This is a genomic window from Paenibacillus sp. FSL L8-0663 (genome assembly GCF_038008125.1).
Taxonomy (GTDB): domain Bacteria; phylum Bacillota; class Bacilli; order Paenibacillales; family Paenibacillaceae; genus Paenibacillus; species Paenibacillus polymyxa_D.
Window position 1 is genome coordinate 4430117 of the sequence record NZ_JBBOYM010000001.1, and the last position, 25523, is coordinate 4455639.

A 25523-nucleotide genomic window follows, 5' to 3' on the forward strand; every position below is an offset into this window, starting at 1 on the left:
ACTCATCCTCCATACATTATAAAATGTGTGACGAGATTATCATGCGCTATGAATCATAGGGATATCCTGACTAAAAAATGACTAAAAAAATAAAATTTTAATGTAAATATGAAATACAATTGATGATTTACCACAAGATGGCATGTATAATAAGCTTGAAAAATACTTTATTTTACAAAGGAGGATTTTCAGTTTGAAAAAGATCACTGTTTTAATGCTCATTTTTTTGTTATCAATAACTCTTGTCCCCGTCGGCGCTTTTGCAGGTTCCACTACCCCCCAACCCCCGAAAGATCCCGCTGGAAGCTGGGTAGAAGGCCCACCACCTAATCGCGTTGATCCTACCAAGCCAGCACTTTTGTTCGTACATGGTTTGAACAGTAGTGCTGAAGTCTGGACCAAGAATAATAACGATATGCTTCAGCGTGCACGTGACGCCGGATACCAGACAGCCACCATTAATCTGTACGATACAAATGGCACCTCCCAAGATATGTGGGACAATGGTAAGCTTCTGGCCGACAAAATTAAGGTCATCAGTAATCACTTTGGAAAAAAACTTATCGTTATCGCCCACAGCAAAGGTGGAGTGGATACTCAAACCGCTCTCGTATATAACGGAGCCGCTCCCTATGTACAACGTGTCATCACCCTCAGCAGTCCTCATCATGGCTCACAACTTGCAGATCTCGCCTACAGTAGCTGGGCCGGATGGCTGGCAGATATCGTCGGCTCACAAAATCCCGGTACCTCCACTTTACAAACATCTTATATGAAGTATTTCCGATCCAAGACCGATGCACTCAGTAATGCGACTACAATTCCATTCTTCACGTTTGCTGGTGATAACTGGTCTGGCGGCACTGCTTCCTACATAATGGGCGGACTTTACCTCTCATCCTTTGGTAAGAATGATGGAGTGGTCACAGTCGACAACGCTAAGCTTCCCGGCGGACGTGTAGTTAAAGTCGGATCTTGGGATCATGCCAAGGTTCGTACTGGCTCCTACGTTTTCTCCCTGATCCAACCCTACCTCCAAGCAAACACTCCAGCATTGAATCAGGAAACTGAAGCACTTTCAGCATCTTCACTGACTGCTTCTGCTGTACAAGCCACCTATAGCGAGATCGACAATTCATACTTTATTCGAGGCGGCGATTATAATGGACAAGCCTCAGAAACCCTCACTGTTGAAAATGGTGTCAAATCCATTGATCTGGACTGGATCAGCGATAAACGTGTGAGTCAGCTGGAACTAACCAAGCCTGACGGTACTAGTGAAATTATTAATCTGAAAGCAGGCTATGATGACGATATTTTTGCTGGTGCCTGGCATCATAACGCCGTCATTCAAAATCCAAAACCGGGCACCTATAAACTGAACGTCACAGTTCCTGATCAAGGAGCGTATCTCCTGATTGCACGTTACCAGGCTGTTCAAGTTCCTGAACTGAAATACAATCTGAATGCAGTGGGTCCGAAGCTAAACCTGAAAACACAGGATTCCCCGGACAGCGTGACACAAGTCACCTACCAAGTTCAATATTATGGTGATCCGCAGCAAGGAGTCACTTCTGCACCTAAAGGTTTGACGGCACAGCAAAAAACGGTTAAACCTAACGGGCAAATTGAGCTATCCAAAGCGGACAAGCCCGGCATCTATTCTGTAACCTATGAAATTAGCGGCACCACAGAGGCAGGTTATCCGTACCGCCGTACAGCTGTTCAATCCATTTATATTGATGCAGACGGCAACAAGTATGTCGACTAAATAAATCTACAGCCTAAAAAGCCTGCGAACCCCTATATATATGGGGCATTTGCAGGCTTTTTTTTCATTGTGTTCAATCTGTTGTCTGATTCCTCAGCTTATGAAGCCAATAGTAGCGGTGTAAATCCATAATAAAATGAAAAAGAACAAATGCCAGCATGGAGTATACACTGATCAATACTGTGGCAACTAATTGTTGTGTAGAAAATCCGAGGGAAACATTCGCTATCAGATAACCAGCCCCAGTAAATGTGGTGATCGTCACTACAGGCGCTCTCTTGTTTTTTTTCTTAACTTTTGGTTTCTTCTTATGTTTTGAAGGATCTTTGAATTTCCCCAAATTATATTTTATAAAGTAATACAAAGCGACTCCATAAAGGGCAAAAGAACCTATAAAATACCATGAAGTATCCAGACCCAACATGCCATAAGCAAACTTTTGTGTCATGATCATGAAGCCCATAGAACAAATCAAACCAAATACACCACGGAATAAAATGTAATTCAACTGCAATTTGCGTGGCATGATGACCAGTACTAGAGCCCAAATGTTTATCAAAACAATCGGTGGCAACAGTACATACACGTAAACTGCAATGTATGGATTTCCCACTAAGGGGATAACCAGAAACAGATCTAACAGTAATAAAACAAGAATGATGACATTGGAACGAATACTGTTGACTGGGTACATCTTCATACTTTTCTCAAAAGAAGCCCTGTTATCAATCATAAACTTATAAGCCCTCCGTTAAATAAGTAAACCTACGGATAAGGATAGCCAAGGCTATATCCATTGTCCACTTTTCACTGTCTTTAACTCTTGTCGCAGTTCTTCTATAAAATCAGTCACAATGCTTTGGACAGCATCTTCACGGGACATACGAATATATCGACTGGTCTTTTGAATGTCTTCCTCGAACAATTGAAGTATCCTATACATGGCCTCCTGATCTCCACTTTGTACTAATTTTAGCAATTGGACGAACTCAGCATCCGAAATAACTCTTTCAGCATTTTCTTTTTCCATTTATTCACCGCCTGTTGGGATAGCTTTAACTCTTTTGCAATCTGTGCTTCGGTTTTATCTAGTATGTAAAGGTCAAAGATGATCATTTTTCCGATCTCAGAAGATAGAGAGTTGATAAGCTGTAATGTGTACATATGAGAGTTTGAAGATTCTGTAAAAGATGGGGCGCTGACGGATTCGTTCTTTTCCATTACAAATTCATGATTGGTTTGTACCCGAGCACGATACTGGATTCTCCAGGCAATGCGGTACAGCTTCTTTCGATATTGTTCTACCAATGTTAGCTGAGACTGATCCATTGTAAATCACCCTTTCTCTTTGGATTTGACTTTTTCTAATCCTCATACTATAGGGTAATTTCCAAACCTATTTTACAACCAAAAACAGAACATTTGTTCTTATTTATTATACTATTTTTACAATCGGTTGTATATGGTTCGTTTAATTTACCTTCCTTTATATATGGCTAAAAAGGAGGGAATACATTGCAAATGGATGATGCTCTTTCTCTGGTTACCAACGTAGGCTTTCCGGCTGGACTTTGTTTTATTTTGTTGCGGCACATCCTGCACACGATGGAGGAAAAGCTGGATAAGCTGGACGTCTCACTTCATGAGCTGATTCAAGTAATCCAAGATTTAAACGACACTAACAACTCTTCTTCCAAAAGCAGCAAACCTGACGAATAACAAACACAAAGAAGCTCCAGACGACGATCATCCGCCGTTGGAGCCTCTTTGTGCAGCTAATTTAATTACTAATGGTTATTTTCCAGCCTGAGCTTGGTCGTGGTCATTCTGTTCAGTACGGTTTACGTCAGATACTGACAGACCATAAGCCCAGTTACTTTGTGGCGGTACAACCCATACGGTATCTGGATCATCTTTAAGCGTCCAGCCCTGATAGACCAGCTGGGAATCATCCTTACCCAGCGATACACTTAGCGTAAAGCGGTGGACAGGCTTGCTCAGCTCAGAGGCTTTGCGCAAGGCCTGACTGCTAGTCAGGTTTTTGATCTGCTGCGAGAGGGAAGTCGCCGTGTCACTAGCTACTGACTTTCCGTTCAGCGTCCAAGATGTGGAGGCACTGTCTCCGGTCCCGCTGTTACCGGAGGATTTGAGCATCCATGAAGCATTTTGGCCTTCCCACTCTATTCCGCTCAGCTTGGTATCGTCCCAATCGAACGGCGTTGTATCTATAAAATCTTCAGCACCCAGCAATAACCCTGAAAGAGTATCTATAGGTACAGAAGCTATCTCTTTTTTGTCTGATAATACATAAACAGCATCTCCGGAAGGCAACGTTTCACCGAAAGCAAAGGTACGAACGTCACCCTGCTTGGTCTTTATCTCAATCTGATCATGGGTAGCGGAGATCCCATATTTGGCTACGTCTGTAGGGGAAGATTCCACCACTTCACCCAACTTTACATTTTGAATCGCCGCTAGCCAATTGTCTATTGTATATTGGTTTAGCGGGCAAGTCCGTGGCTTGCTCATACTCCATTGGCCATCATGTTGTTCAAGTTCCACCGACTTGCCGTCCTTTCCAGTGATTGCGAAAGACGTAATATTCTCTTGCGTAAGCTGAATCAGCTGACGAGCAGCCGGCGCTTGTTCATGAAAAAAGTTTTGGCTCTTTGCATAGATTATCCCCGCTCCCAATACAACTAACAGCAGCACTGTGGGTATCCATTTTCTCATGCTCTTCTTCGCCTCCACCATAATAAGATTCCGATGACCGCGAACAGCAACGGCAATCCGATGACAGATATGGTCAATATCGTTTTCGCTTGTGCAGGAGTCAAGTAAGCTACCTTATAATCCTGCTCCTGACGAGGACGAATAGTGAGCCCATCAGAATGCTCCTGCACATAATTCAGACTGTTCAGCACAAAGTCTCGATTGCCTCCTGTGCCGATCTCAGTGTCGCTTAAGAGGGCAGACGTTCCGAGAATAACGGCTTTGGGCTTGCCGTCTTTCCCTTCTACCGCATAACCGAGATCCAGCGGCCCCTGCGGGTCCTTGTCATCCTTCTGTGTTTCGTTGTTCAGCAGACCTTGGATATTCGTTTCACCATAGCTAGCTCCAGAAGATTTCATCAAAAGCGTCGACTTCCAATCCTTCTGCTCTCCTGCCTGCAAAGCAATAGACAATGAAAGAACAGGGTACAGATTGGAAGCCGCCAACTTATCGGTGATCGCATGACTGCCGAAGGTAGGAACCGTCCATAGCGGTCCAAGTGTATTCGTCTGTTCTTGATCCACCACGATGGCATGAGTGTCCTTCACTCCATAATCAGCCGCTAATGCATCAAGGTTTTTCCAATCGGACCCCATGTTCGGGTGAAAGCCTAGTGCCATAAAAAGCTTTCCGCCACCATTCAGATACGTACGAATACTCTTCAGTTCTGTTGCACTGATATCACGTTCTGGTCCAACAATAGCCAATACAGACGCATCTTTGGGTACACTACCCGCCTGATTGAGCTGAACTTCCTCTGTTTTCACATTATCTTGTGACAGTGAGCTACTTAATTCAGTCATTTGGGACAATGGGATTTCCTCATGTCCAGTTAGAAAGGCCACTTTTCCTTGACGGGTAGATGATAATCCCAACAATCCACTCGTCAGCTTTTCTTCCCCCGTAAATTGGTATGCCCCTTCACCACTCCCCTGAGCTTGCGTAAATAGACTCCCAATATCTATAACCCGTTTCTTCTCCCCCTGCACCAACACAATAGACGCTGCAGTAACACCATATTGCTTGGCCAGTATCGGTTCCTGATTCAGATCGTATTGCTCGACCTTGAGCTTGCTGTTACGCTTGGCGTATTCATTCAGCATATCCGTAACATCCCGGTTCAGCTTCTGATTTTGCGAGGTGGATACGGTAAAGGCAATCAATCGTACGTCTTCCTTTACATCCTGGATGGTCGTCAACGTTTGGTCAGACAGCGTATACTGCTTCCCTGCCGTCAGATCCAGTTGAAAGCCACCCAGCGAACGCAGAAATAACGTCAATAAAATAAAAATCCCTACAGCAGCAATCGATAGTACCACACTATTGGTATGACCCAGCCATTTTTTCATATTCATTACCTCCACCGTTTCCGTTCAACCACTTGGATGCTGAATAGCAAAAAGAGTACCGCCACCGTCACGTAGTACATCACATCGGCTCCATTCAGCAATCCTTTGGTGAAACTGTCAAACCGTGCGGTTAGTGAAAAAGGTTCCAGCCATTGCTGTACCGCCGCAGATGCACCCGTCTGTCCACCAAACGAATCCAGCATCCAGAACACAAGTAAAATAATAAAACTGACGACCGCCGACATCATCTGATGCTGTGAAAGCGTCGAAGCGAATAAGCCGATCGCCATCATGGCTGCGCCAAGCATAAACAGACCGATCACAGATGTTAATACCAGCGTCCAATCCAGTGCCCCATAAAAGGACATCACGACCGGATACGCTAGACTACACAGCACTAATATGAGCAACATGCCCAACGACGCCAAAAATTTACCCACGATCATTTCCGTCACACTCACAGGTGAGGTAAGCAGCAGTTCATCCGTACCTTGCCTGAATTCCTCCGCAACCAGCCTCATCGTGAGTAATGGGACGACGAACACCAGCATGGACAAGGTGTCGCTGAGTACCAGCCGATAGTCCAGAATGCTAGGCTGATACATCACAAAATTGGTATAAAAAAGTAACCCCGTCAGCAGCATGTACACTGCAAGCGCAAAATACGTTGTTGGTGTCCACAGATAGGCTTGCAGCTCTTTTTGACAGACCGCGAACAAACGCCTCATGACCGATTACCTCCTGTATGCTTATCTTCTTCAGTCTTATCATTGCTGGACGCAGCTTCTCCATGCTCCACCGTGATGGCCGTAGGTGCTGTAGTTTCCGAGGAATGTAGGTCTTGTACTGCTGGATCGCCGACCTGACCTTCTTCCGTCTCGCGTGTCGTTAACTGCTGGAAGATATTTTCCAAGCTAAGGCTTTCTTTTTTCATCTCCAAAATCGGAAGCTTCGCATCAGACAGCACATAAAATAGTTCTTCGCGAAAATCCTCACCGGAGGCTCCTGTGAGTAGCAATCCAGTCATATCTGACTCTGCGGCACTTAGCTCCGTGTTCGCTGAAGGCAGCGTGGTCGCCATAGATTCAACCTCTACTTTTCCCCAAGTACGAAGGACATCCATCACCTGCTCACGCTTGCCTTTAACCTCTACCTTCACCTTGAATCCATCTTCCATCGAACCGCCGAGCGTGTCAGGGCGCCCATCCATGACCAGTTTCCCTTCATGAATGATGAGAACACGATTGCATAACGCATCCACCTCAGGCAATATATGTGTGCTAAGCAATACCGTATGATTTTCGCCAATCTCCTGAATGAGCTGACGAATCTCCAAAATCTGATTGGGGTCCAAACCCGAGGTCGGTTCATCGAGCACCAGTAAATCCGGGTTATGAATAATCGCACCTGCCAGTCCCAAGCGCTGTTTATACCCTTTGGACAAACTGCGGACTAATTGTTTTTCCCGCCCATTCAGTCCTAGCCTGGAAATCATCTCCGAAATACGCAGCTTCTGCTCTCTCGCAGGCACATCCCGAATACTAGCTACAAACTTTAAATAGGATCTTACGGACATATCCTCATACAAAGGGGGCGTCTCCGGCAGATAACCGATTTTGGAACGAGCTTGTCTGCCCTTATCCTGAATCGGGATACCATCAATCGTAATCACTCCCTCGTTGGGTTGAAGATACCCTGTAATCATGCGCATGGTTGTCGTTTTACCCGCACCATTCGGTCCCAGGAAACCAACAATTTCACCGCGCTGCATTTCAAAATCCAGCTTATGTACACCCCGGTTGCCTTCATACCACTTGCTTACCTGCTGCACTTTGAGCACATGTTCCACCCTTTCCTTTATCGTAATCTTCTCCCTGCTGCTCCCCTACTTCCCTCCCCCCAAAATGTTGCATGGGAAGCAGGTAGCAGCAAAGCGGGGGATTTGGAGCTGGAGAAGCGCCAGCGTTCGCCTTTGCCTTGGGATTTTCACCTTTATATGTCTTATTTGATCATAGAAAAATCCCACGGCAACAGCGATCGGAAGCCCAAAGCCTTCGCGAAGCGGTCTCCTCCCTGCTGTTCCCCTCCCCCAAAATGTTGCATGGGAAGCAGGTAGCAGCGAAGCGAAGGATTTGAAGCTGGAGAAGCGCTAGCGTTCGCCTTTGCTGTAGGATTCTTACCTTTATATGTCTTATCTAATCAAAGAAGAATCCTACTGCAACAGCGATCGGAAGCTCAAAGCCTTCGCGGAGCGGTCTCCTCGCACTTCATGCTACACTTTTAAATTCTAATGATACCCCCCCACATATAACTCCAGCTTAACGTCACTTAAATAGAAGCTTAAAATAATGTGTCTAAAATGTGAACATGGAAATGCGCATCTGCCCTCGTAAACTTGTACGGTTCGCCACGGCGTGGATTCGCATCTACTATCATTACAACGTGTGAAGGGAGTGTATAAAAAACGATGACCGTACTATTTACCAATCTAGTTAATAACGGCGACTTCGAGACTGGATCTACCCTTTTTTGGAACGCTGCAAATGTGACCGTCACTAACTTATCCGTAAAAAAGACAAACTTTTATAGTGCGATCCTGACAGGAGGCGCAGTAGATGCATCTCTTTCCCAGGTCGTTTTTGCTGCACCAGGCGAAAGCTATACATTAAGCCTCTCAGCTGCAAAAATAGGAAGCCTGTCCAGTCCTCAAGTTAACATTTTTCTGTATTACTATGACGCAACCTTTAGCTTCCTTAGCACGGGGCTGACTACCTATTTGAGCGCAGGCACATTGCCAGACGCTGTGAACGGAACATGGCAAAGCCTGTATGAAGTAACAGCTCCTGTTCCAGCCAACGCAGCCTTTGCCTTTTTGGTTATTAGTAAAAATGCCTTGGCTAACACTGCTGATGTAGCCATTGATTCTATTGCTCTTGTTAAAGCAAGTGCAGCTGGAGCTGTGGGCCCAGCCGGACCTACCGGGCCTACGGGTGCTACAGGGCCTGCGGGTGCCACAGGCGCTACAGGCGTTAGCGGACCTGTCGGACCTACGGGTGCCACGGGTGACACTGGTGTTACCGGACCTGTTGGGCCTACGGGTGCCACGGGTGACACTGGTGTTACCGGACCTGTTGGGCCTACGGGTGCCACGGGTGACACTGGTGTTACCGGACCTGTTGGGCCTACGGGCGCCACGGGCGACACCGGTGTTACCGGACCTGTTGGGCCTACGGGCGCCACGGGCGACACCGGTGTTACCGGACCTGTTGGGCCTACGGGTGCCACGGGCGATACAGGTGCTACTGGACCTGTCGGGCCTACAGGCGCCACGGGTGATACAGGTGCTACTGGACCTGTCGGACCTACAGGGGCCACGGGTGACACTGGTGTTACCGGACCTGTCGGGCCTACGGGTGCCACGGGTGACACAGGTGTTACCGGACCTGTCGGGTCTACGGGTGCCACTGGCTTTACCGGACCTGCTGGACCTATCGGGCCTGTCGGACCTATTGGCGACACAGGCGCTACGGGACCCGCTGGACCAACAGGGCCGACTGGACCTACCGGACCGTTTGGCCTTGGATTTACTGGCCCGATTGGACCAACAGGAGACACTGGTCCACAAGGACCGAATGGACCTACCGGACCTACGGGGCCGACTGGACCTACAGGGCCTACCGGACTCTAACGTTCTTTTTTCTACCACATTATATTTAAGCGACGTACCATACCTTATCGACAAAGCCGCACAGCCCGTTTAGGCTTTGTCATCCTTGCCCTGCCGCGATTGCGGCAGGGCTTCTATAATCAGACCTCTTGATAAATAAAGCTTTATGTTCGACCTGAATCCTTAGAAGGTTCCCAAAGGAGTGGTACTCAATTGATCAGTATCAGCCTGTGCATGATCGTCAAAAATGACCAAAATACTATTGGCCGTTGCCTGGAATCGATCCATCCTATTGTGGATGAAATCAACATCGTGGACACGGGTTCACAGGATCAGACCATTGACATATGTCGCAACTTTACAGATCGAATTTTTCCATTTGAATGGGTAGATCATTTTGCCCTTGCACGTAACTATTCGTTTGAACAAGCTACGCAGGAATACATTCTCTGGCTGGATGCCGATGATATTTTGAAGGAACAGGACGCCGTCAAGCTGCTTGAGCTGAAGCAAACCCTTGATTCCTCAGCCACACCAATCGTGGATTCCGTGTCTATGAATTATCATTATGCCTTTGATGATCATGGCAATGTCACCCTACATTTTCGTCGAAACCGCTTAGTTAGAAGGTCAGCCGGGTTCCGTTGGCACGGAGCCGTGCATGAGTACCTCGCCGTAAACGGGAATATTCAACATGCCGATATCGCCATAACTCACACTAGAACACACACGGTCTCTCCAGGACGAAACCTGCGAATCTATGAGAAATTGCTCGCCCAAGGTCATGCCTTCTCTCCTCGTGACCTCTACTATTACGCTAACGAGTTAAGAGACAATAAAAGATATGAGCAGGCTGTGCAGGTTTACCAGGATTTTCTGGATACTGGACAATGCTGGGCAGAGGACGCGATTAGTGCATGTAGCAAAATGGCTGATTGTCTACAACAGCTTGGCAAGCTGGAGCAAAGCATTACAGCGGCTCTCCATAGTTTGACCTTCGATGCGCCCAGGGCTGATCTGTGCTGTCGGATGGGTCATTATTTTTTGCATAAAAATGAGATCTCCAAAGCTATTTACTGGTACGACATGGCTACCACTCTGAATCCTCCCGACACGATGGGCCCGGTACAAGACGCGTACCAAACGTGGTTTCCTCATATCCAGCTATGCATTTGCCATTTTCGGATGAAGGATTACACACGTGCGAATTGGCACAACGAGCAAGCTGCCATTTACATTCCCAACGACCCGTACGTCCTGCATAATCGACAGTTCTTCAGCCCAATCCTGAATCCTCCCCAATAAAAATGTCCCACACACTCACCCCTTAATCTTTAAGTAAGTCAAAGGAGGAGCAAGCGGAATGCAACAATCGAATCGGTACAAAATAGCTGTCTATGCCATTAGCAAAAATGAAGCCCGATTCGCCAAACGCTGGATGCACACCATGCGTGAAGCCGATGTTGTCATTGTAGCGGACACCGGCTCTACAGACGATACTGTTTCCCTGCTACACGAAGCGGGTGCAGAGGTGCATCGTATAGAGGTAACTCCTTGGCGTTTTGACAAAGCTCGCAATGAGTCCCTACGGCTGGTCCCTGATGATATAGATATTTGTGTCTGTACGGATCTGGACGAAGTCTGGGAGGAGGGTTGGCGGTCGCGGCTGGAACGCAACTGGAAGGAAGGAACTACCCGGATGCTATATGCCTTTACACATGGACAGCCTGGGCAAGATACCGTTTATACATGGTTCTGGAAAGAAAAAATACACACTCGTCACGGGTACCGCTGGGTACGCCCAGTTCACGAGGTGCTTGAATATATCGGAGAGGGTAAAGAACGCAACATCCGATCAGACCAGCTCCGCTTGTATCATGATCCCGATCCGCACAAGTCCCGCAGCCAATACCTTCCACTGCTGGAGCAGTCTGTGCGCGAGTTTCCCGAGGATGACCGCAACATGCATTACTTGGGGCGGGAATATATGTATCATGGCCGTTGGGACGAGTGCATTGCTACGCTGCAACAACATCTTGCCATGCCGCAGGCACGCTGGGCAGATGAACGCAGTGCTTCGATGCGCTTTATTTCTAGAGCCTATAAAGCAAGTGAACAATGGCAAGAGGCAACACGTTGGTTATACCGGGCTATTGCGGAAGCACCGTATTTACGTGAACCTTACACGGAAATGGCTCAGCTGGCCTATCATACGCGGAACTGGCCCGCCGTCTATCATATGGTTGAAGAAGCGCTGCAAATTTCTACACGACCGGATACGTACATGCAAGAGGATTTTTGCTGGGACGCCACGCTGTATGATCTTGGTGCCCTCGCTTGCTACGAGTTAGGCCTTTTACACAAAGCATGTGAATTTGCGAAAGAAGCAACAGAACGCTCCCCGGAAGATTCTCGCCTCAGTCATAATTATGCGCTAATTCAATCCAGGCTTCCATAGAAACCCACACCCCGTCCTGTTGGTTGAATAACTTGGTATTAGAGCTTGTGGTTGGCAAAGGAGGTTATTGAGATCAAAGTTCTATTTACTTTTTATATACCCAGCGGCGGCGTAGAAACCTTGAACCGCCAGCGTTGTAAAGCGCTCATTCAGGACGGGATCGAATGTCATCTTCTCTATTATCAGCAGGGTACAGGGATGCAAAACCTGCACGGCGATATTCCAGTGTTCACGACTTCCTCTGAAGAAGAAATTCGAAAGCTGGTGGAGACTCATCGCTACGATGCAATTATCGTCTCTTCGGACTACCCTATGCTCCCCAGATTGCGAATGTTGGGCTATCAGGGGATATTGATCTATGAATCGCAGGGCTTTGGCCCTCACGAAGAAGCGGCTTGGGTTGTTGCAGATGCAGTTCCGTATCTTCAAAATTACGCCGATGCAGTGCTCCTACCAGATACGACTCATTTAGTGAATCTTTTCTCCACCATGTGTCCATGGCTTAATCGCTATGTGTTTCCAAACGTGCTGGATACCCGCGTATTTAATTATGTACCTAACACTCCTCCAACTAATCCGGTTATTGCCTGGGTTGGACGGCTAGAGCCCAACAAGAACTGGAGGCATTTTGTCGATATTTCTTACTGGATGCTGCAAAACCGTGCGGATCTTCGAATCTGGATGTTTTATGATGAAACATTGTCACAGCCGGAGGATAAAATACAATTCGAAAAAATGCTTACTCAGCTTGGCATGTCCTCCATTATCGAGCGTTTTAAAAGCGTACCTCATGCCAATATGCCCCTGTATTACTCCATGATTGGCGACTCAGGCGGCTACTTGCTATCGACCTCATTGGTGGAGGGATTCGGCTATGCAGTTGCTGAGGCGATGGCCTGTCGTTGCCCGGTATTAAGTTCTGATTCAGACGGAGTACGAGCATTCATTGACCACAACGAAACCGGTAAATTTTATCAGCAGGGGGACATCTTGCAGGCGATACTGCAAGGACTAGACCTGATGAACAACGTACCTCAACGCGAATCTATCCGCAAGAAAGGACTGGCGCGAATCGTTAACCTGTTGGCACCGGATAAATATGTGCGTTCCTTCAGACAGATGATGAACACGCTAGGTGTGAGGTAATTAAAAAAAAAGCTGACGACAACCCTTTTTATATACGGGGCATCGTCAGCTTTATCTTGCCTTTTTTATTATTGAATATTGGAATTGGAATCTATCTAATCTTTAGTAAGCGGTCTCCTGCATGAATATCCTTGGAATCTTCAACTAAAATATCCGTGTACACGGCTGTATTGGTTACAATGACGGATGTGGTAATATCATATCCGTCATCCTCTATAGCTTTGGGATCGAATTCAACCAGCTTGTCCCCTTTTTGAATCGTATCTCCTTCAGACACAAAGGAAGTGAAATGTTTTCCCTTCAAGCTGACCGTATTAATTCCAATGTGAATGAGCAGTTCAACTCCATCCTCAGAGATCAGTCCAATCGCATGTTTTGTTTTGAAAACGGTAACAACAGTTCCGTTAAAAGGTGCGTAAGCTACTCCTTCTCGGGGGATAATTGCGGCTCCCTGACCCATCGCACCACTGGAGAAAGCTTCATCTTTCACTGTGGTTAAAGGAATCAATTGACCATGTAGAGGACTGAATATCGTTTTTTCTTCTTCTTTGTTTTCATCTGCAACCTTAATTTCAGACGCAGATTGTGCATTTTTATAACCGAAAAGATAGGTCAGAATAAATGCGACTACAAAAGCTACAACCAAAGATATAATAAAGCCGATGAAGCCTGCATCCATGCCTTTTGGATTAATGAATAGAGGTATACCAAAAATACCGCCTGAGGCAAATCCATATGCCGTTGAGCCGAGTAAGCCTGCTGCAGCTCCTCCTATACCTCCAGCAATCGAGGCTAAAATAAACGGTTTTTTGGTGGGGAGCGTAACCCCGTAAATAGCTGGTTCAGTAACCCCCATCAAACCCGCAATTGTGGCAGAAGTGGCGATGGGTTTTAATTTAGGGTCCCGTGATTTCAAAGCAATGGCAAAAGCTGCACCTGTTTGGGCAAACGTAGTACAGAACAACATACCGTTAATCGGATCAAACCCGTTCGTAACTACATTATTCAAGAGAATTGGAATAAACGCCCAATGGAGACCAAAGATAATAATAGCCTGCCAGAATCCGGCCAGAACGAGACCAGCTACAGCCGGACTTAACTGGTAAATCCACATAGAGCCTTTGGCTAACCCATCGCTGATAATAGTTGCGATCGGTCCGACAACCAGAAAAACAATCGGTGATATGATGACCAAGGTCAGAAAAGGAACAATGAACATTTTAATGGAAGCAGGTGCAAACTTGCTTATCATTTTTTCGACCTTAGCTGCCAAGAACGCCCCAATAATGATAGGTATAACAGAAGAAGTATAATTAATTAGAACGACAGGTATCGTCAAAAAGGACAGCGCCGTTTTATCCGTAAAGGCCGAAGTAATGGTCGGATACACCAAGGCGGCCCCCAAAACAGCGGACAGGTACGGGTTTCCTCCAAACTTTTTACCTGCTGAAAAACCTAGAATAACCGGAAAGAAATAAAACATAGCGTCCGCTGTCGCATATAAAATTTTATACGTGCCCATCTGATCCGTCATCCAGCCCAGGGATGTGCATAAGGCCAATAGTCCTTTTAGAATCCCCACAGCAGCGAGCACACCCACAACGGGCATGAACACACCTGAAATGACATCGACAAATCGACTGAATAGGCTCGCTTTTTCATTTTTTTGATCGTCTTCAACCATCTGATCTCCATGCTTTACTCCCATGGTATCCAAAAGAGCTTCGTATACTTTGGGAACCTCATTCCCGATGACCACCTGAAATTGGCCACCACTTTCTACAACGGTAATGACACCGTCAATCTGCTTGATCTTTTCTTTATCTGGCAATTGATTATCCTTCAGTTTGAATCTCAATCGAGTGACACAGTGAATGACACTGTTCACATTTTCATTTCCGCCCACGGCTCTCAACACTTCTTTGGCTGTTTTTTTATGATCCATCATGTTCACTCCTTCTTGGATGCGCTTTCTATTTTTCTATTCGTAGTAGCTGGATGTGCAATAACTGCGACAATTACGGCACTAATCCCGCCTGTAAGTTTTCCCACGATCATGGCAATCACCATATTCTTGTCCATTCCAGCTACAAAGCCAAGATGTCCTCCGAGAACGAAAGATCCACTGACAGCAAAGGCAATACTGATCACTTTTCCTCTGGGCTCCATCTCTTTAACTAAAGTGAAGGTAGGAATATTATGAGCAAGACTAGCCACAAGACCCGCAGTAGCCGATGGATCTATGTTTAGCAAACGTCCTGCCCGTTGAAGCGGATTTTTAAATATTTTTGTAATCCAAGCAACCAACGGAAACGCACCAGCCAATACAATAGCAATCGTTCCAACCGTTTGCACACCGACAGACAACGGAGCCATATTGGGAATAATCACAAATCCAGTTAAGGTTTCGACCCCAATCGCTGCCAAACCGACAAGGGATAGAAGCCTAATGCCGTTACCAAACCACTTGAACCATCGGATCGTATACTCCGTAAATAGACGTAAACCCAGCATAATGATTATTGAAAGAAGCATGGGAATGATCAGATTTTTTAAAATCATAATCACGTCAAATCCGGCGATCATTCCCCCTATGAAACAGCCAACGGGAATGGTACTAATACCGATCAAGATACCTTTTGCAAAATATGGATGATCCCCTTTTTCCAAAATGCCGAGGGCAACCGGAATCGTAAATACGAGCGTTGGGCCAAACATGGTCCCTAGAAAAACCCATGAAAACACGCCCGCTTGCTGGCTGTGCGCCATTTCTGCCGCAAGTGCGTATCCCCCCATATCTACCGCCAATATCGTATTAGCAAAGGATGCCGGATCGGCACCCATTGCCACATATAACGGTGAAACAATGGGGATCAACCACGCGGCCAGTACAGGGGCCAAGGAAACAATCCCTATCATGACCAGAGCAAGAGAGCCCATGGTCATAAACCCATTGTTGAAGGCTTGTCCCAAACCCCAGCGATTTCCCAAACATTGATCCAATGCACCCAACACTAAAAAAAGAGCGATAACATACATCACAATATCGTTAATGGACATCCTGTTGCCTCTTAATACACATGAACTTTATGATTTTCTGCGCTGTCATAGGTGTCGAATACAAGCTGAAGGGTCTTGATATTGTCGTGACCACTCGTTTGAAATTCTTTTCCCGTGTTGAGGCAATCTATAAAATGAGCCTGTAGCTTTTTATGGCTTTCCTCATAGTTTAATTCAGTCTTTTCAACCAATACTTTTTCGACTCCCTGATTATTAATGAGACATAATTTACCTGTTTTGTACAGTTTTAGGGTAGCCTCATCGCCTTCAATCACCAGTTGTTCTTTATGATCGGGAAGAACCTGTTCCGACAGCTGCCCATCCAGTTCCCTGCGAGTCGCCCAGCTCATGTCCATAAGACCGAAATAATGTTCATAACCTAACATGATAATGCCCGTGTCTTCTCCTTGTGTGTATGGACTGACCCGCTTGGTTTCCGCATACAAACGCCGAGGTTCACCGAATAAGAAACGCCAAGTATCCAGCCAATGAACTCCCATTTCATAAAACAAAAGCTTGGGCATATCTCTGAAAAATGGCTGCGGCAGCTCTTTTTCCGGAGCAAACCTCGGTGAATAAAAATCGGTATGCGTATAACGTATAACATTCATATTTCCAACGATATTCTCTGCCAGCAATTTTTTTATAATTTGAAAAGGTTCAAGCCAACGCCAATTTTCTGTCACCATAAGTCTGACTCCTCCTGCTTCAGCAATACTTACTATCTGCTCAGCTTCCTCAACAGAACGGGCAAAAGGTTTTTGGCACATAATATGTTTTCCGGCTGCGGCCGCCAGTCGAACCAGTTCCAGATGTGTCTCAGGAGGTGTAATGATGTCCACGACATCAATATCCGCTTCGCTTAGCATCTCCTCCAGGCTGGTATAACAATATTCAGTAGGGACATGGAATTGATCTGCTTTTTCAAAAAGTAAGCCTTTATTTCGATCACAAAATCCTTTGATTTCTGCATCCGAGATAAACTGCCATGCTTTGATATGTTTCTCCGACCAATATCCCGTTCCAATAACGCCGATTTTCCACATGTTGCTTCACTCCATCCACATTCTTCTCTGTTTTTATTTCGTTCCGATGATTACAACATCACTTTCAAAGCTGTGCATGTCTAGCACCGATTGATCCTTTTGGACGGACACGTCGGTTTGAGCAAACCGCTTCCCGGCTAAATCAATCGTTGTAAACTTGTATTCCTGCACGTTGATACTTAGTCGTACCTTTGTGTTAACCGGGACATACAACACAATGGTATTCTCGTTCCCCGCAGCTCTGATTTCCTCTGTCTTGTTTAAAACAATATCCAACGGCTTTACGCCAATCAGGTTGTACATTTCAAACAGATATTTAATAAAGGAATAATCCCATGCGCCCTCAAATTGCAATGCAGTTCTCCAATCATAGGGACTATCGAATCCTTCCCCTTCTACAATGCCGAATTTCTTTCCTTTCTTGTGCCAGCTCCAAATGCCATGCGCTCCGTAGGTAATGCCCGCACCCCCGCCTGCAAGGAGGCTTTGCCATGCCGCTTTTCTGGCATCCAGTGCTGTGTATCTGCCATACACATTGCGGCTGTAACTAATTTGTTCATAACATGGCTCTCCATTAATGACAGGCCGTATATCCGGCTTATAATAGAAATGTTGAGCAATCTCATGGGCTACATGTTGGAACTCGGAATTATGTCCTGATTGATACATATAGAATCCAAGACCCTGGTGTTTCTCAAAGGCTGGAGGAATTTCTCTCAATCTTCCTTGAATATGCAGCGTAGTTAAGCTTGCAGGGCTTAATTGTTGTACAATATCCAGTGCTTTTAAATAATAGGAATTGGCACGTTCGGTCGGAAAATCACTATCCCCGCTAATCAGAAAAATAGGATCAAATGGAGAAAAACGGTTTACCACGTACGTTACATAGGGTTCAACGCATTCAAACGGCATTTTATTACCTTTTTGGAACATCTCAGCCCATGTATCCGGCACATAGTTACACCACAACAGAACCAGTGCTGGAACAAATCCACGCTCTGTAGCCATCTTCAACATGATTTCTGCCCGGTCAAAATAAGCTTCGTTTAATGTATGGTAGTCGAAATCCCCATTTTCCATTAATGCAAACGGCTGTAGATTCAGATCCGATTCACTTGCGTCCCATTGTCGGAGCATGTTGATTTGCAACACATTGAAACCTTGCATCTTCCGATAGTCAAGATAATCGCTCCACTCCTCTATCGTCGCGTTGGTAAATACACTCCACACCGTATCTGCCAAATAAAAAAAAGGTTTTTCCTCTTTGGTAAAACTTCTTTGATTTTCAGCCATGTTTAAACTCAAATGAATCACCGTTCCTCTCTTGCTGTATGCGCAAAATTTTCTAAACAAAACTAAATAAAAAACTAAACTCATGTGTTTTTTACGTGAAATAAACTAAATTAGAGCGCTTTACACTTGAATATTAACATTATAAATTATAAAAGGTCAACAAATTTTTACTTTTAGTTATTTAGTTTAGTTTAGTTTATGAGCTAAACTTTCTTGCTGAGTAATGATATAATTTATGTAGTTTAGTTCAATAGGGGGTTCCACATTGAAAATTGATGATATTGCAAGGCTTGCAGGTGTTTCTAAATCTGCTGTTTCTCTTGCTTTTAATAACAAACCCGGAGTCAGTGAAGAAACCAAGGAGCACATTCTAAAAATAGCCCAAGAGCATGGATATAAACCACGCACCATGAAGACAAACAAGGAAGCCATTAAAAATCATCATGTGATTCGTTTTGTGGCCTGTAAAAATACAGACATCGTAACAGAGCACTATGATTCACTTCCATTTTTTAACGAATTAATTCATCATATTACCAATCAGGTGAGAGAACATGGAAACACCTTGATTTTTTCGTCTTTTGATAGCCATAGCCTCGAAGAAGAATTATCTACTTTGGAAAAAGATCAGCCCTCTTCAGGCATACTTCTACTTGGCACCAATTTAACTTCCGAGATTATTCATTCCATACAATCCATTCATTCCAATATTGTTATTTTGGATACTTGCTTTGAACACGTCGATGCCAGTTTCGTATCTATTAATAACTATCTCGGTGGGTATCAGGCAGGCCAATATTTAATTCAGTCAGGACACAGAAAGATAGGATACGTACAATCCAGTACCAGAATTCTGAACTTTAAAAAACGAAAGGAAGGGTTTATGGCGGCTTTAGAGGAGCACAATCTTTCCATAGAAAATGGGCTTACATTTGATATGCATCCCATGCTTGTGATGTCACAGGACGCATTTAGAACAGCTATTCATAAATTGGACGAGCTACCTTCGGCCCTATTTTGCGAAAATGATTATATGGCGATCAGTGCCATTAAAACGTTTCAGGAAATGAACATTCGAGTGCCTGAACAAATTTCCATCATGGGCTTTGATAATATACATGAAGCGAAGGTCATTAGCCCGGAACTCACAACCATTCATGTGAAAAAGGATATTTTGGCCCGAACGGCTGTAAACTTGCTTATGGAGAGGCTTAACCATCATCAGGGGCATCATACTCAGGTTCTTGTGAATACAGAGGTTATTGAAAGAAGGTCTTGTTTAGTCACAGAATGACCTATGATATGGTGCACGAAATGGGGTAATAGAGAAGATAAGAATGGGGGGATCATCATGATATATGATTATTTATGGTGGGCAGGTGCCACATGCATAATACTGGCTATTATATTAAGTGGAACAGGGGTCAGCGGTGACCGCATGCGGGCTAACTTTTATGTTGAACAGGCAGCTGATCCCGAGGGGAAAGATAGAAAAAACAGATGGAAATGGTCCTTTATTTTTATGATCATTGGTTTATTATTGCTTGCTCTCTCTATGATTTTAGAATAAAGCCGCAATATTGGCGGCCTTTTCTATTATCGGATTCCATATTGGACATTTCCAATTTCTCGTCATTCGTTGAAATCTTCCTCTGTCAAATCCATATTTACGCTCGCAGCGGCTCGACTGCCGTCGGCGGCCGCAAAAATCAACTGAGAAGGCATGAAGTACGATGAATCCCCAGCAGCATATACACCAGGTATGGAGGTTCTCCCCGCTTCATCCGTCTTGATCCCGCCCGACTCCGTTCTTTCACAGCCCAAATGTTCTCCAAACGGTGCACTTTGTACAAACTGGGGAGTCACGAAGCCGCCGATCCTCGGGACTTGAGTGCCATCCGTAAAGCGCACGTGCTCAAGCTTTCCATTGTGGCCGATGAACGCCGCAACAGGTTGCTCTATTACTACTATCCCCTTGGATTGAAGCCGTTCTTTTTGCTCGTCCGACAGGGATGCATGACCGTTCGTACAGACGATCAAATCCTTGCTCCAATTAAGGAGTAGTTTGGCTGTATGAAATATAGCCGCCGATTCAGAGACAAGGACAAGCGGTTGATCCCGCAGCTCCCAACCGTCGCAATAAGGGCAATTAAACAAACTTTTCCCGTATAACGGATAAAAACCTGCGATCTTGGGGAATATCTCCTTTACGCCCGTCGCTAATATCAATTTTCGCGCTTGAACGCGAAGGCCTGACGAATCAAACACCTCAAATCCGGATACGTTTTTCATAATCGAAACAACCTCGGTTTGCAAATGATGAACAGACGGATAACGCAGCACTTCCTCATAAGCTACACGGCGGAACTCAGATGGCGTTACGCCATCTCTTGTAATAAAACCGTGCGACGCATGCGTAACCGCATTTCTGGGCCGATTATTATCAATCAAGGCCACACTTCTCCTTGCCCTGCCCAGCACGAGGGCTGCATTCAACCCAGCAGGCCCTCCGCCAATAATAGCGCAATCGTATAGCATAACACCCAACTCCTTTTAAAAGATATTAAAGACTCTTTATGTCTGCGATGGAACCAAAAAAACACCGTTTTACATAACTGGCAACCACCCTCTTTCTATATAAAATCGCTCACTTTACACTTGTGCTTGCTTTTGCGCCAAATCGACCAATTTCGTATTTTTTAGATGTCGTTCCATTTTCTCCTCTGCTTCCCTCATTACAGCTTGAATCAGGCACTCAGAACCGTGGACGTAATCACATTCAAACAAAGAATTCGTACCTTCAATGGCATGGATAATATCCAAAAAAGTAATATCATCTTTATGACGGGATAGGCGATAGCCTCCATTGGCTCCAGAAACGGATTCGATCATTCCGGCCTTCACAAGCCTCGTCAAAATTTTTGAAAGATAAGTTGGTGATACATTTTGGGATTCGGCCAGTTGCTGAACACCTACCGGCTTAACCGACGAATCAGTAACGAGCATGAGCATAGTGTGCAGAGCATAATTCGTTGCTTTTGTAAATTTCATAACTACACCTCAATCAAAGACTTATTGTATCTACTATATCGCCGAATCTGCGAGTGTGTCAAGATCATCTAGGATTCACGCTGTTGTCAACCCTTCTTTTGGTTACGCTCTAACCGTTGTATACTGTTCATCAGAAACAGCTAAGAAAGGGGGCTCGTTGTGCGTATTTTTGATATTCTTCGTATATTAGTTGCTGAACAGATGGTCAACGGAGAACACTTGGCAATTGCATTGAAGGTATCTTCTCGAACGATACGAACGGATTTAAAGGAATTGGGTGCGCTGTTGTCGAAGCATGGAGCAGCAGTTAAACCCCTTAAAGGAACAGGCTACAAGCTAGAGATTCGGGACGAACAAGCATTTCATCATCTGCTGAAGCAATTAAAGGATGATGAAAATAATGGGCCCTATCCATTAGCGAGTTCTTCTGAAGCTAGAAATCGTTTTTTAATGAAAAAGCTATTGCTTACCAACGCATATGTCAAACTTGATGATTTAGCCGAAATGCTGTATGTTAGTCGATCCACTTTACAGAATGACCTCAAAGAACTGCGCAAGCTGCTGGCAACTTACGGACTATCTCTGGAGAATAAACCCTATCATGGTATTCGAGTCAAAGGGAATGAGGCCAAGCTGCGTTATTGCATTTCCGACTATATATTCAATAGGACAGATGAAATAGGCGAGCAGCAGATGTCCCACCCTCCTCTGATCTCTAACGAAGAGATGGAATTCATAAGAGAAGTGATTCTGGATCGTATTGAGATCCATGATATTCAGTTATCGGACATTGCCCTGAACAATCTGGTCATTCATATTGCTATAGCATGTAAGCGCATTCGCGAAGAAAGGTATGTGTCGTATTATCCGCAAGAGATGAAAAAAATTGAAGCACAAAAAGAGTTTAGGGTGGCGACTGAGATCGTATCCGCCTTGGAACAAAACATGAAGCCCTCCTTTCCACTTGTTGAAGTTGCGTACATTGCTGTTCACCTGTTGGGTGTAAGGACCGTCGTTAGTGCACGTATGGATGAAGTGGAGATTAAAAAGATCATTGATAAAGATATCTACGAACTGACTATCGAAATACTAGACCAAATTGATCAGCAGTTGAAGATGAACATTCAACACGATCAAGAATTGCTGATTGCATTTTGCCTTCACCTCAAACCAGTGATCAACCGTTATCAATACGGAATGAATTTGCGTAATCCTATGCTGGATGAAATCAAAGCCAATTACCCTCTTGCCTTTGAAGCAGGTATCATTGCTGCGGAGGTCATCAAGCAGCGGCTTCATATACACATCGAGGAAAATGAAATTGGATATTTAGCCATTCATATCGGAGTCGCGATGGAAAGAAAGAAAATGGAGGGCGCACCCAAAAGATGTATGATCGTATGTGCTTCTGGACTAGGCAGTGCTAAGCTGCTGTATTATAAGCTTCAATCGGTTTTCGGTTCCAGGTTGGATATCGTGGGAACCACTGAACTTTATAAGCTGAAACAAATGCCGTTGGATACACTGGACTTTGTCATTAGCACGATCCCCATTTCAGAACCGCTTTCTATCCCTATGATCCATGTGAATACATTTTTGGGCAGTTCTGATATTACTAAAATTGAACAAGCCATTTCTGAGGTCAGACTTCCTGCTGTGCAGTATGTACGAAAAAAATTGGTCTTTCTTCAGCAGAAGTTTGAGAACAAACTCCAAGTGCTTGAATTTATAGCCGAAAAAATACACGAAGCAGATCTTGTAAAAGGCCCCCTGCTGCAATCGGTAATAGAGCGTGAAGCCGTTTCCCCCACTTCATTTGGCAACTTGGTCGCGATCCCGCATCCGATGGAACCTTTCGCAGATTCCACATTTTGGGCCATCTGTACATTACAAAAAGCAATCGATTGGGATGGCAAGCCGGTACAGTTTATTTGTATGCTCTGTATACAGCGTACGAAATCAGAAGATTTACAGACTATGTATCATATCTTGCTTGAAATTTTAAATAATGAACAGCTCGTTCAGCAGCTTATTCGCTGCAAAACGTATACAGAATTCATAGAAGTGTTGCATAAAAATAGTTGAACATAAGGAGTATGAAGAACGATTGATTTCCGTTAAGAAGAGGAAATAATGTGTGTTATGTTGAAAGCGATTCCAAATTATAATAGCCATACGAACGAGATGATTGAAAGGAGAGAGGATCACGTGAATCATGATGAATCTACAGAACACGACGTGAACATGGAGGACATGGATGATACAGAGATTGTATTCCAAATTATATTATACGCAGGGAATGCACGCAGCTCCGCCATGGAGGCGATTGAGCTTGCAAAGGCGGGGAAATTTCGTGAAGCCAAAGAAGAATTAGCCTCAGCAAAAAAAGAACTGGTGTCCTCCCACAAGATTCAAACCAGAATTATCCGCAAGGAAGCAGCGGGTGAAAAAACAGAGATGTCCGTCATGATGGTACATGCTCAAGATCATTTGATGAATGCACTCACCATTCGCGATATGGCCTCAGAGTTTGTAGACCTGTATGAACGCATGGATCAATTCGTACCGAAATCGTAGAGGGAGGGACGCTATCCCATGGCATTCAAAGACAAACTGGTTGACGGCCTCACATCGGTAGCAAATGCAATCAACAATTTTAAATATATTATAGCGATCAAATCAGCTTTTATCACATTGATGCCCGTTATTATTGTCGGGGCCTTTGCTGTACTGATTTCCAATATGGTCATGGACCCAGTCAATGGTTTGGCCCATTTTAGGCCATTCTCATTCCTGGCTGAGTACAAACCGATTTTCTCAGGCATTAACTATGCCAGCTTGAATATCCTTACCATTCTGGCTGTTTTCATGATTGGTCTGGAGCTAGGAAAAATTAATGGTGAGAAAAATCTTTTCCCCGGTTTGCTTGCTTTAATCTGTTTTATCTCTGTGACACCAACCACGATAGAGTTGATGGTTAACGGTGACATGCAAAAAGTAACAGACGTCATAGCCCGTCAATTTACGGATACCAAGAGCTTGTTTTTAGGGATTTTCATAAGCATCCTGTCCGTCGAGCTATACAGCAAACTGGGTAAGTCCGACAAGCTAAAAATCAAAATGCCTGAAAGTGTTCCCAGCAATGTGGCCGTTTCATTCTCCGCACTCATTCCTACCATTATTACGGTGACTGTCTTCTCCATGTTTGGATTCTTTTTTCATAAGTTTACGGGACTCTACCTGTACGATGCCGTCTATAATGTGGTGCAAAAACCTCTGGAGACCGTAGTACAGGGACTGCCAGGTATACTGGTGCTGATGCTGGTTGCGCAAATCTTCTGGGTGATCGGTATTCACGGGAACCAAATGGTAAAGCCCATTCGTGAACCCCTGCTGCTTGGCGCGATTACTGTCAACATGACTGCTTATGAGCAAGGACTGCCCATTCCGAACATTATTACGATGCCTTTCTGGGACGTATACATGAGTATTGGTGGTTCAGGGATTACGCTGGCCCTCTTGATTTGTATTATGATCGCTTCCAAGCGTGAAGATATGAAGGAAATAACAAAGCTTTCGCTCGGCCCAGGTCTGTTTAATATTAATGAGCCTGTCATTTTCGGACTTCCGATTATGTTGAATCCATTGATGGCTATCCCTTTCATTATTACTCCGCTCATCACAGGAACGATTGGTTACTTCTCGACGTTGCTTGGATTTGCAGGTAAAGCCGTCGTCATGGTTCCATGGACTACTCCGCCTATTATTAATGCCTACCTGTCTACAGGTGGAAGCATTGGAGCCGTCGTCACTCAGATCGTTTGCATTGTGGTAGCGATTATCATTTATTTCCCGTTCGTCAAAATTGCCAACAAGCGAACGACTGAATAATGCGCTACTATAGAAATAC

The 25523-nt window shown here is 44.9% G+C and carries 23 protein-coding genes and 1 pseudogene; 11 read left to right on the forward strand and 13 right to left on the reverse strand.

Translation table 11 applies throughout. From position 1 onward, the window contains the following. The first annotated feature begins 193 nt into the window (after window positions 1-193). The gene (locus MKY75_RS19490; protein WP_340886278.1) at window positions 194-1771 is read left to right on the forward strand and encodes an esterase/lipase family protein; all 1578 of its coding nucleotides are present in this window, start codon (window positions 194-196) and stop codon (window positions 1769-1771) included. Window positions 1772-1844: 73 nt separating this feature from the next. Here MKY75_RS19490 and MKY75_RS19495 read toward each other — a convergent pair whose 3' ends face one another. The 3 genes from MKY75_RS19495 to MKY75_RS19505 are packed head-to-tail and all read right to left on the reverse strand — an operon-like array spanning window position 1845 to window position 3100. After that, window positions 1845-2504 (reverse strand): hypothetical protein, encoded by a 660-nt coding sequence (locus MKY75_RS19495; protein ID WP_340886280.1) that lies wholly within the window; start codon window positions 2502-2504, stop codon window positions 1845-1847. Between the two features lie 54 nt (window positions 2505-2558). Beyond that, window positions 2559-2801 (reverse strand): helix-turn-helix domain-containing protein, encoded by a 243-nt coding sequence (locus MKY75_RS25630; protein ID WP_080658658.1) that lies wholly within the window; start codon window positions 2799-2801, stop codon window positions 2559-2561. Further along, window positions 2744-3100, reverse strand: coding sequence for a hypothetical protein (locus tag MKY75_RS19505; protein ID WP_029518319.1), 357 nt, complete (start codon window positions 3098-3100; stop codon window positions 2744-2746). Before MKY75_RS19505 ends, MKY75_RS25630 begins: the two co-directional genes overlap by 58 nt. A gap of 192 nt (window positions 3101-3292) precedes the next feature. On the opposite strand from MKY75_RS19505, the gene MKY75_RS19510 reads away from it, so the two are divergent. Further along, window positions 3293-3490, forward strand: a complete 198-nt coding sequence (locus tag MKY75_RS19510; RefSeq protein WP_230585117.1) for a YvrJ family protein — start codon at window positions 3293-3295, stop codon at window positions 3488-3490. A 75-nt stretch (window positions 3491-3565) separates the two neighbouring features. Here the strand turns inward: MKY75_RS19510 and MKY75_RS19515 are convergent, their stop codons facing one another. The 4 genes from MKY75_RS19515 to MKY75_RS19530 are packed head-to-tail and all read right to left on the reverse strand — an operon-like array spanning window position 3566 to window position 7732. After that, window positions 3566-4504 (reverse strand): DUF4340 domain-containing protein, encoded by a 939-nt coding sequence (locus tag MKY75_RS19515; protein ID WP_340886283.1) that lies wholly within the window; start codon window positions 4502-4504, stop codon window positions 3566-3568. After that, window positions 4501-5892 (reverse strand): GldG family protein, encoded by a 1392-nt coding sequence (locus tag MKY75_RS19520; RefSeq protein ID WP_318628031.1) that lies wholly within the window; start codon window positions 5890-5892, stop codon window positions 4501-4503. Before MKY75_RS19520 ends, MKY75_RS19515 begins: the two co-directional genes overlap by 4 nt. Window positions 5893-5897: 5 nt before the next feature. After that, the gene (locus MKY75_RS19525) at window positions 5898-6620 is read right to left on the reverse strand and encodes an ABC transporter permease (RefSeq protein WP_340886285.1); all 723 of its coding nucleotides are present in this window, start codon (window positions 6618-6620) and stop codon (window positions 5898-5900) included. After that, window positions 6617-7732 carry an ABC transporter ATP-binding protein gene (locus MKY75_RS19530; protein ID WP_340887105.1) on the reverse strand — a complete coding sequence of 372 codons (1116 nt, stop codon included), beginning with the start codon at window positions 7730-7732 and terminating at the stop codon, window positions 6617-6619. The genes MKY75_RS19525 and MKY75_RS19530 overlap by 4 nt, the downstream gene beginning before the upstream one ends. 627 nt (window positions 7733-8359) lie before the next feature. On the opposite strand from MKY75_RS19530, the pseudogene MKY75_RS19535 reads away from it, so the two are divergent. The 4 genes and pseudogenes from MKY75_RS19535 to MKY75_RS19550 form a co-directional block, all read left to right on the forward strand. After that, window positions 8360-9565 (forward strand): annotated as a pseudogene (locus MKY75_RS19535) (NTTRR-F1 domain); the annotation flags it as partial. A gap of 207 nt (window positions 9566-9772) precedes the next feature. Further along, window positions 9773-10864 carry a glycosyltransferase gene (locus tag MKY75_RS19540; RefSeq protein WP_340886289.1) on the forward strand — a complete coding sequence of 364 codons (1092 nt, stop codon included), beginning with the start codon at window positions 9773-9775 and terminating at the stop codon, window positions 10862-10864. Window positions 10865-10922: 58 nt separating this feature from the next. Continuing rightward, entirely contained in the window at window positions 10923-12017 is a 1095-nt protein-coding gene (locus MKY75_RS19545) for a tetratricopeptide repeat-containing glycosyltransferase (RefSeq protein WP_069012658.1), read from the forward strand. 51 nt (window positions 12018-12068) lie between these two features. Continuing rightward, on the forward strand, window positions 12069-13163 hold the full coding sequence (locus tag MKY75_RS19550) for a glycosyltransferase family 4 protein (protein WP_340886291.1): 1095 nt from the start codon (window positions 12069-12071) through the stop codon (window positions 13161-13163). Between the two features lie 91 nt (window positions 13164-13254). On the opposite strand, the gene MKY75_RS19555 is transcribed toward MKY75_RS19550, so the two are convergent. From MKY75_RS19555 to MKY75_RS19570, 4 genes are read right to left on the reverse strand one after another with little or no spacing between them, the layout of a single operon-like run. Beyond that, the gene (locus tag MKY75_RS19555) at window positions 13255-15108 is read right to left on the reverse strand and encodes a beta-glucoside-specific PTS transporter subunit IIABC (RefSeq protein WP_209949764.1); all 1854 of its coding nucleotides are present in this window, start codon (window positions 15106-15108) and stop codon (window positions 13255-13257) included. 5 nt (window positions 15109-15113) lie between these two features. Further along, window positions 15114-16223, reverse strand: coding sequence for an ethanolamine utilization protein EutH (eutH, locus tag MKY75_RS19560; protein WP_029518308.1), 1110 nt, complete (start codon window positions 16221-16223; stop codon window positions 15114-15116). Window positions 16224-16234: 11 nt separating this feature from the next. Then, window positions 16235-17269 (reverse strand): Gfo/Idh/MocA family protein, encoded by a 1035-nt coding sequence (locus tag MKY75_RS19565; protein WP_340886293.1) that lies wholly within the window; start codon window positions 17267-17269, stop codon window positions 16235-16237. Between the two features lie 33 nt (window positions 17270-17302). Further along, complete coding sequence (locus MKY75_RS19570; protein ID WP_340887106.1) at window positions 17303-18583, reverse strand: apiosidase-like domain-containing protein; 1281 nt, start codon at window positions 18581-18583, stop codon at window positions 17303-17305. A 244-nt stretch (window positions 18584-18827) separates the two neighbouring features. On the opposite strand from MKY75_RS19570, the gene MKY75_RS19575 reads away from it, so the two are divergent. Together MKY75_RS19575 and MKY75_RS19580 are read left to right on the forward strand one after the other, a co-directional pair. After that, a complete protein-coding gene (locus tag MKY75_RS19575; protein WP_340886296.1) occupies window positions 18828-19856 on the forward strand; it encodes a LacI family DNA-binding transcriptional regulator in 1029 nt (342 codons plus the stop codon). A 57-nt stretch (window positions 19857-19913) separates the two neighbouring features. After that, a complete protein-coding gene (locus MKY75_RS19580; protein WP_208332637.1) occupies window positions 19914-20132 on the forward strand; it encodes a DUF5316 family protein in 219 nt (72 codons plus the stop codon). A gap of 62 nt (window positions 20133-20194) precedes the next feature. Here MKY75_RS19580 and MKY75_RS19585 read toward each other — a convergent pair whose 3' ends face one another. Both MKY75_RS19585 and MKY75_RS19590 read right to left on the reverse strand, forming a co-directional pair. Then, window positions 20195-21100, reverse strand: a complete 906-nt coding sequence (locus MKY75_RS19585) for an NAD(P)/FAD-dependent oxidoreductase (RefSeq protein ID WP_340886297.1) — start codon at window positions 21098-21100, stop codon at window positions 20195-20197. Between the two features lie 114 nt (window positions 21101-21214). Continuing rightward, entirely contained in the window at window positions 21215-21613 is a 399-nt protein-coding gene (locus tag MKY75_RS19590; protein WP_340886299.1) for an Rrf2 family transcriptional regulator, read from the reverse strand. 159 nt (window positions 21614-21772) lie between these two features. Between MKY75_RS19590 and MKY75_RS19595 the strand changes: the two genes are divergently transcribed. The 3 genes from MKY75_RS19595 (at window position 21773) to MKY75_RS19605 (ending at window position 25504) form a co-directional block, all read left to right on the forward strand. After that, a complete protein-coding gene (locus MKY75_RS19595) occupies window positions 21773-23698 on the forward strand; it encodes a BglG family transcription antiterminator (RefSeq protein WP_340886301.1) in 1926 nt (641 codons plus the stop codon). Between the two features lie 123 nt (window positions 23699-23821). Next, window positions 23822-24190 (forward strand): PTS lactose/cellobiose transporter subunit IIA, encoded by a 369-nt coding sequence (locus MKY75_RS19600; protein WP_029518301.1) that lies wholly within the window; start codon window positions 23822-23824, stop codon window positions 24188-24190. An 18-nt stretch (window positions 24191-24208) separates the two neighbouring features. Beyond that, window positions 24209-25504 carry a PTS sugar transporter subunit IIC gene (locus tag MKY75_RS19605; RefSeq protein WP_318628026.1) on the forward strand — a complete coding sequence of 432 codons (1296 nt, stop codon included), beginning with the start codon at window positions 24209-24211 and terminating at the stop codon, window positions 25502-25504. Window positions 25505-25523: the final 19 nt, after the last annotated feature.

Bases quoted from the DNA above. Each gene is read 5' to 3' on its own strand.
- eutH (WP_029518308.1), bottom strand. From the start codon at position 16,223: ATGTCCATTAACGATATTGTGATGTATGTTATCGCTCTTTTTTTAGTG.
- MKY75_RS19590 (WP_340886299.1), bottom strand. From the start codon at position 21,613: ATGAAATTTACAAAAGCAACGAATTATGCTCTGCACACTATGCTCATG.
- MKY75_RS19495 (WP_340886280.1), bottom strand. From the start codon at position 2,504: ATGATTGATAACAGGGCTTCTTTTGAGAAAAGTATGAAGATGTACCCA.
- MKY75_RS19580 (WP_208332637.1), top strand. From the start codon at position 19,914: ATGATATATGATTATTTATGGTGGGCAGGTGCCACATGCATAATACTG.
- MKY75_RS19565 (WP_340886293.1), bottom strand. From the start codon at position 17,269: ATGTGGAAAATCGGCGTTATTGGAACGGGATATTGGTCGGAGAAACAT.
- MKY75_RS19515 (WP_340886283.1), bottom strand. From the start codon at position 4,504: ATGAGAAAATGGATACCCACAGTGCTGCTGTTAGTTGTATTGGGAGCG.
- MKY75_RS19605 (WP_318628026.1), top strand. From the start codon at position 24,209: ATGGCATTCAAAGACAAACTGGTTGACGGCCTCACATCGGTAGCAAAT.
- MKY75_RS19545 (WP_069012658.1), top strand. From the start codon at position 10,923: ATGCAACAATCGAATCGGTACAAAATAGCTGTCTATGCCATTAGCAAA.
- MKY75_RS19510 (WP_230585117.1), top strand. From the start codon at position 3,293: ATGGATGATGCTCTTTCTCTGGTTACCAACGTAGGCTTTCCGGCTGGA.
- MKY75_RS19520 (WP_318628031.1), bottom strand. From the start codon at position 5,892: ATGAAAAAATGGCTGGGTCATACCAATAGTGTGGTACTATCGATTGCT.
- MKY75_RS19585 (WP_340886297.1), bottom strand. From the start codon at position 21,100: ATGCTATACGATTGCGCTATTATTGGCGGAGGGCCTGCTGGGTTGAAT.
- MKY75_RS19555 (WP_209949764.1), bottom strand. From the start codon at position 15,108: ATGGATCATAAAAAAACAGCCAAAGAAGTGTTGAGAGCCGTGGGCGGA.
- MKY75_RS19505 (WP_029518319.1), bottom strand. From the start codon at position 3,100: ATGGATCAGTCTCAGCTAACATTGGTAGAACAATATCGAAAGAAGCTG.
- MKY75_RS25630 (WP_080658658.1), bottom strand. From the start codon at position 2,801: ATGGAAAAAGAAAATGCTGAAAGAGTTATTTCGGATGCTGAGTTCGTC.
- MKY75_RS19525 (WP_340886285.1), bottom strand. From the start codon at position 6,620: ATGAGGCGTTTGTTCGCGGTCTGTCAAAAAGAGCTGCAAGCCTATCTG.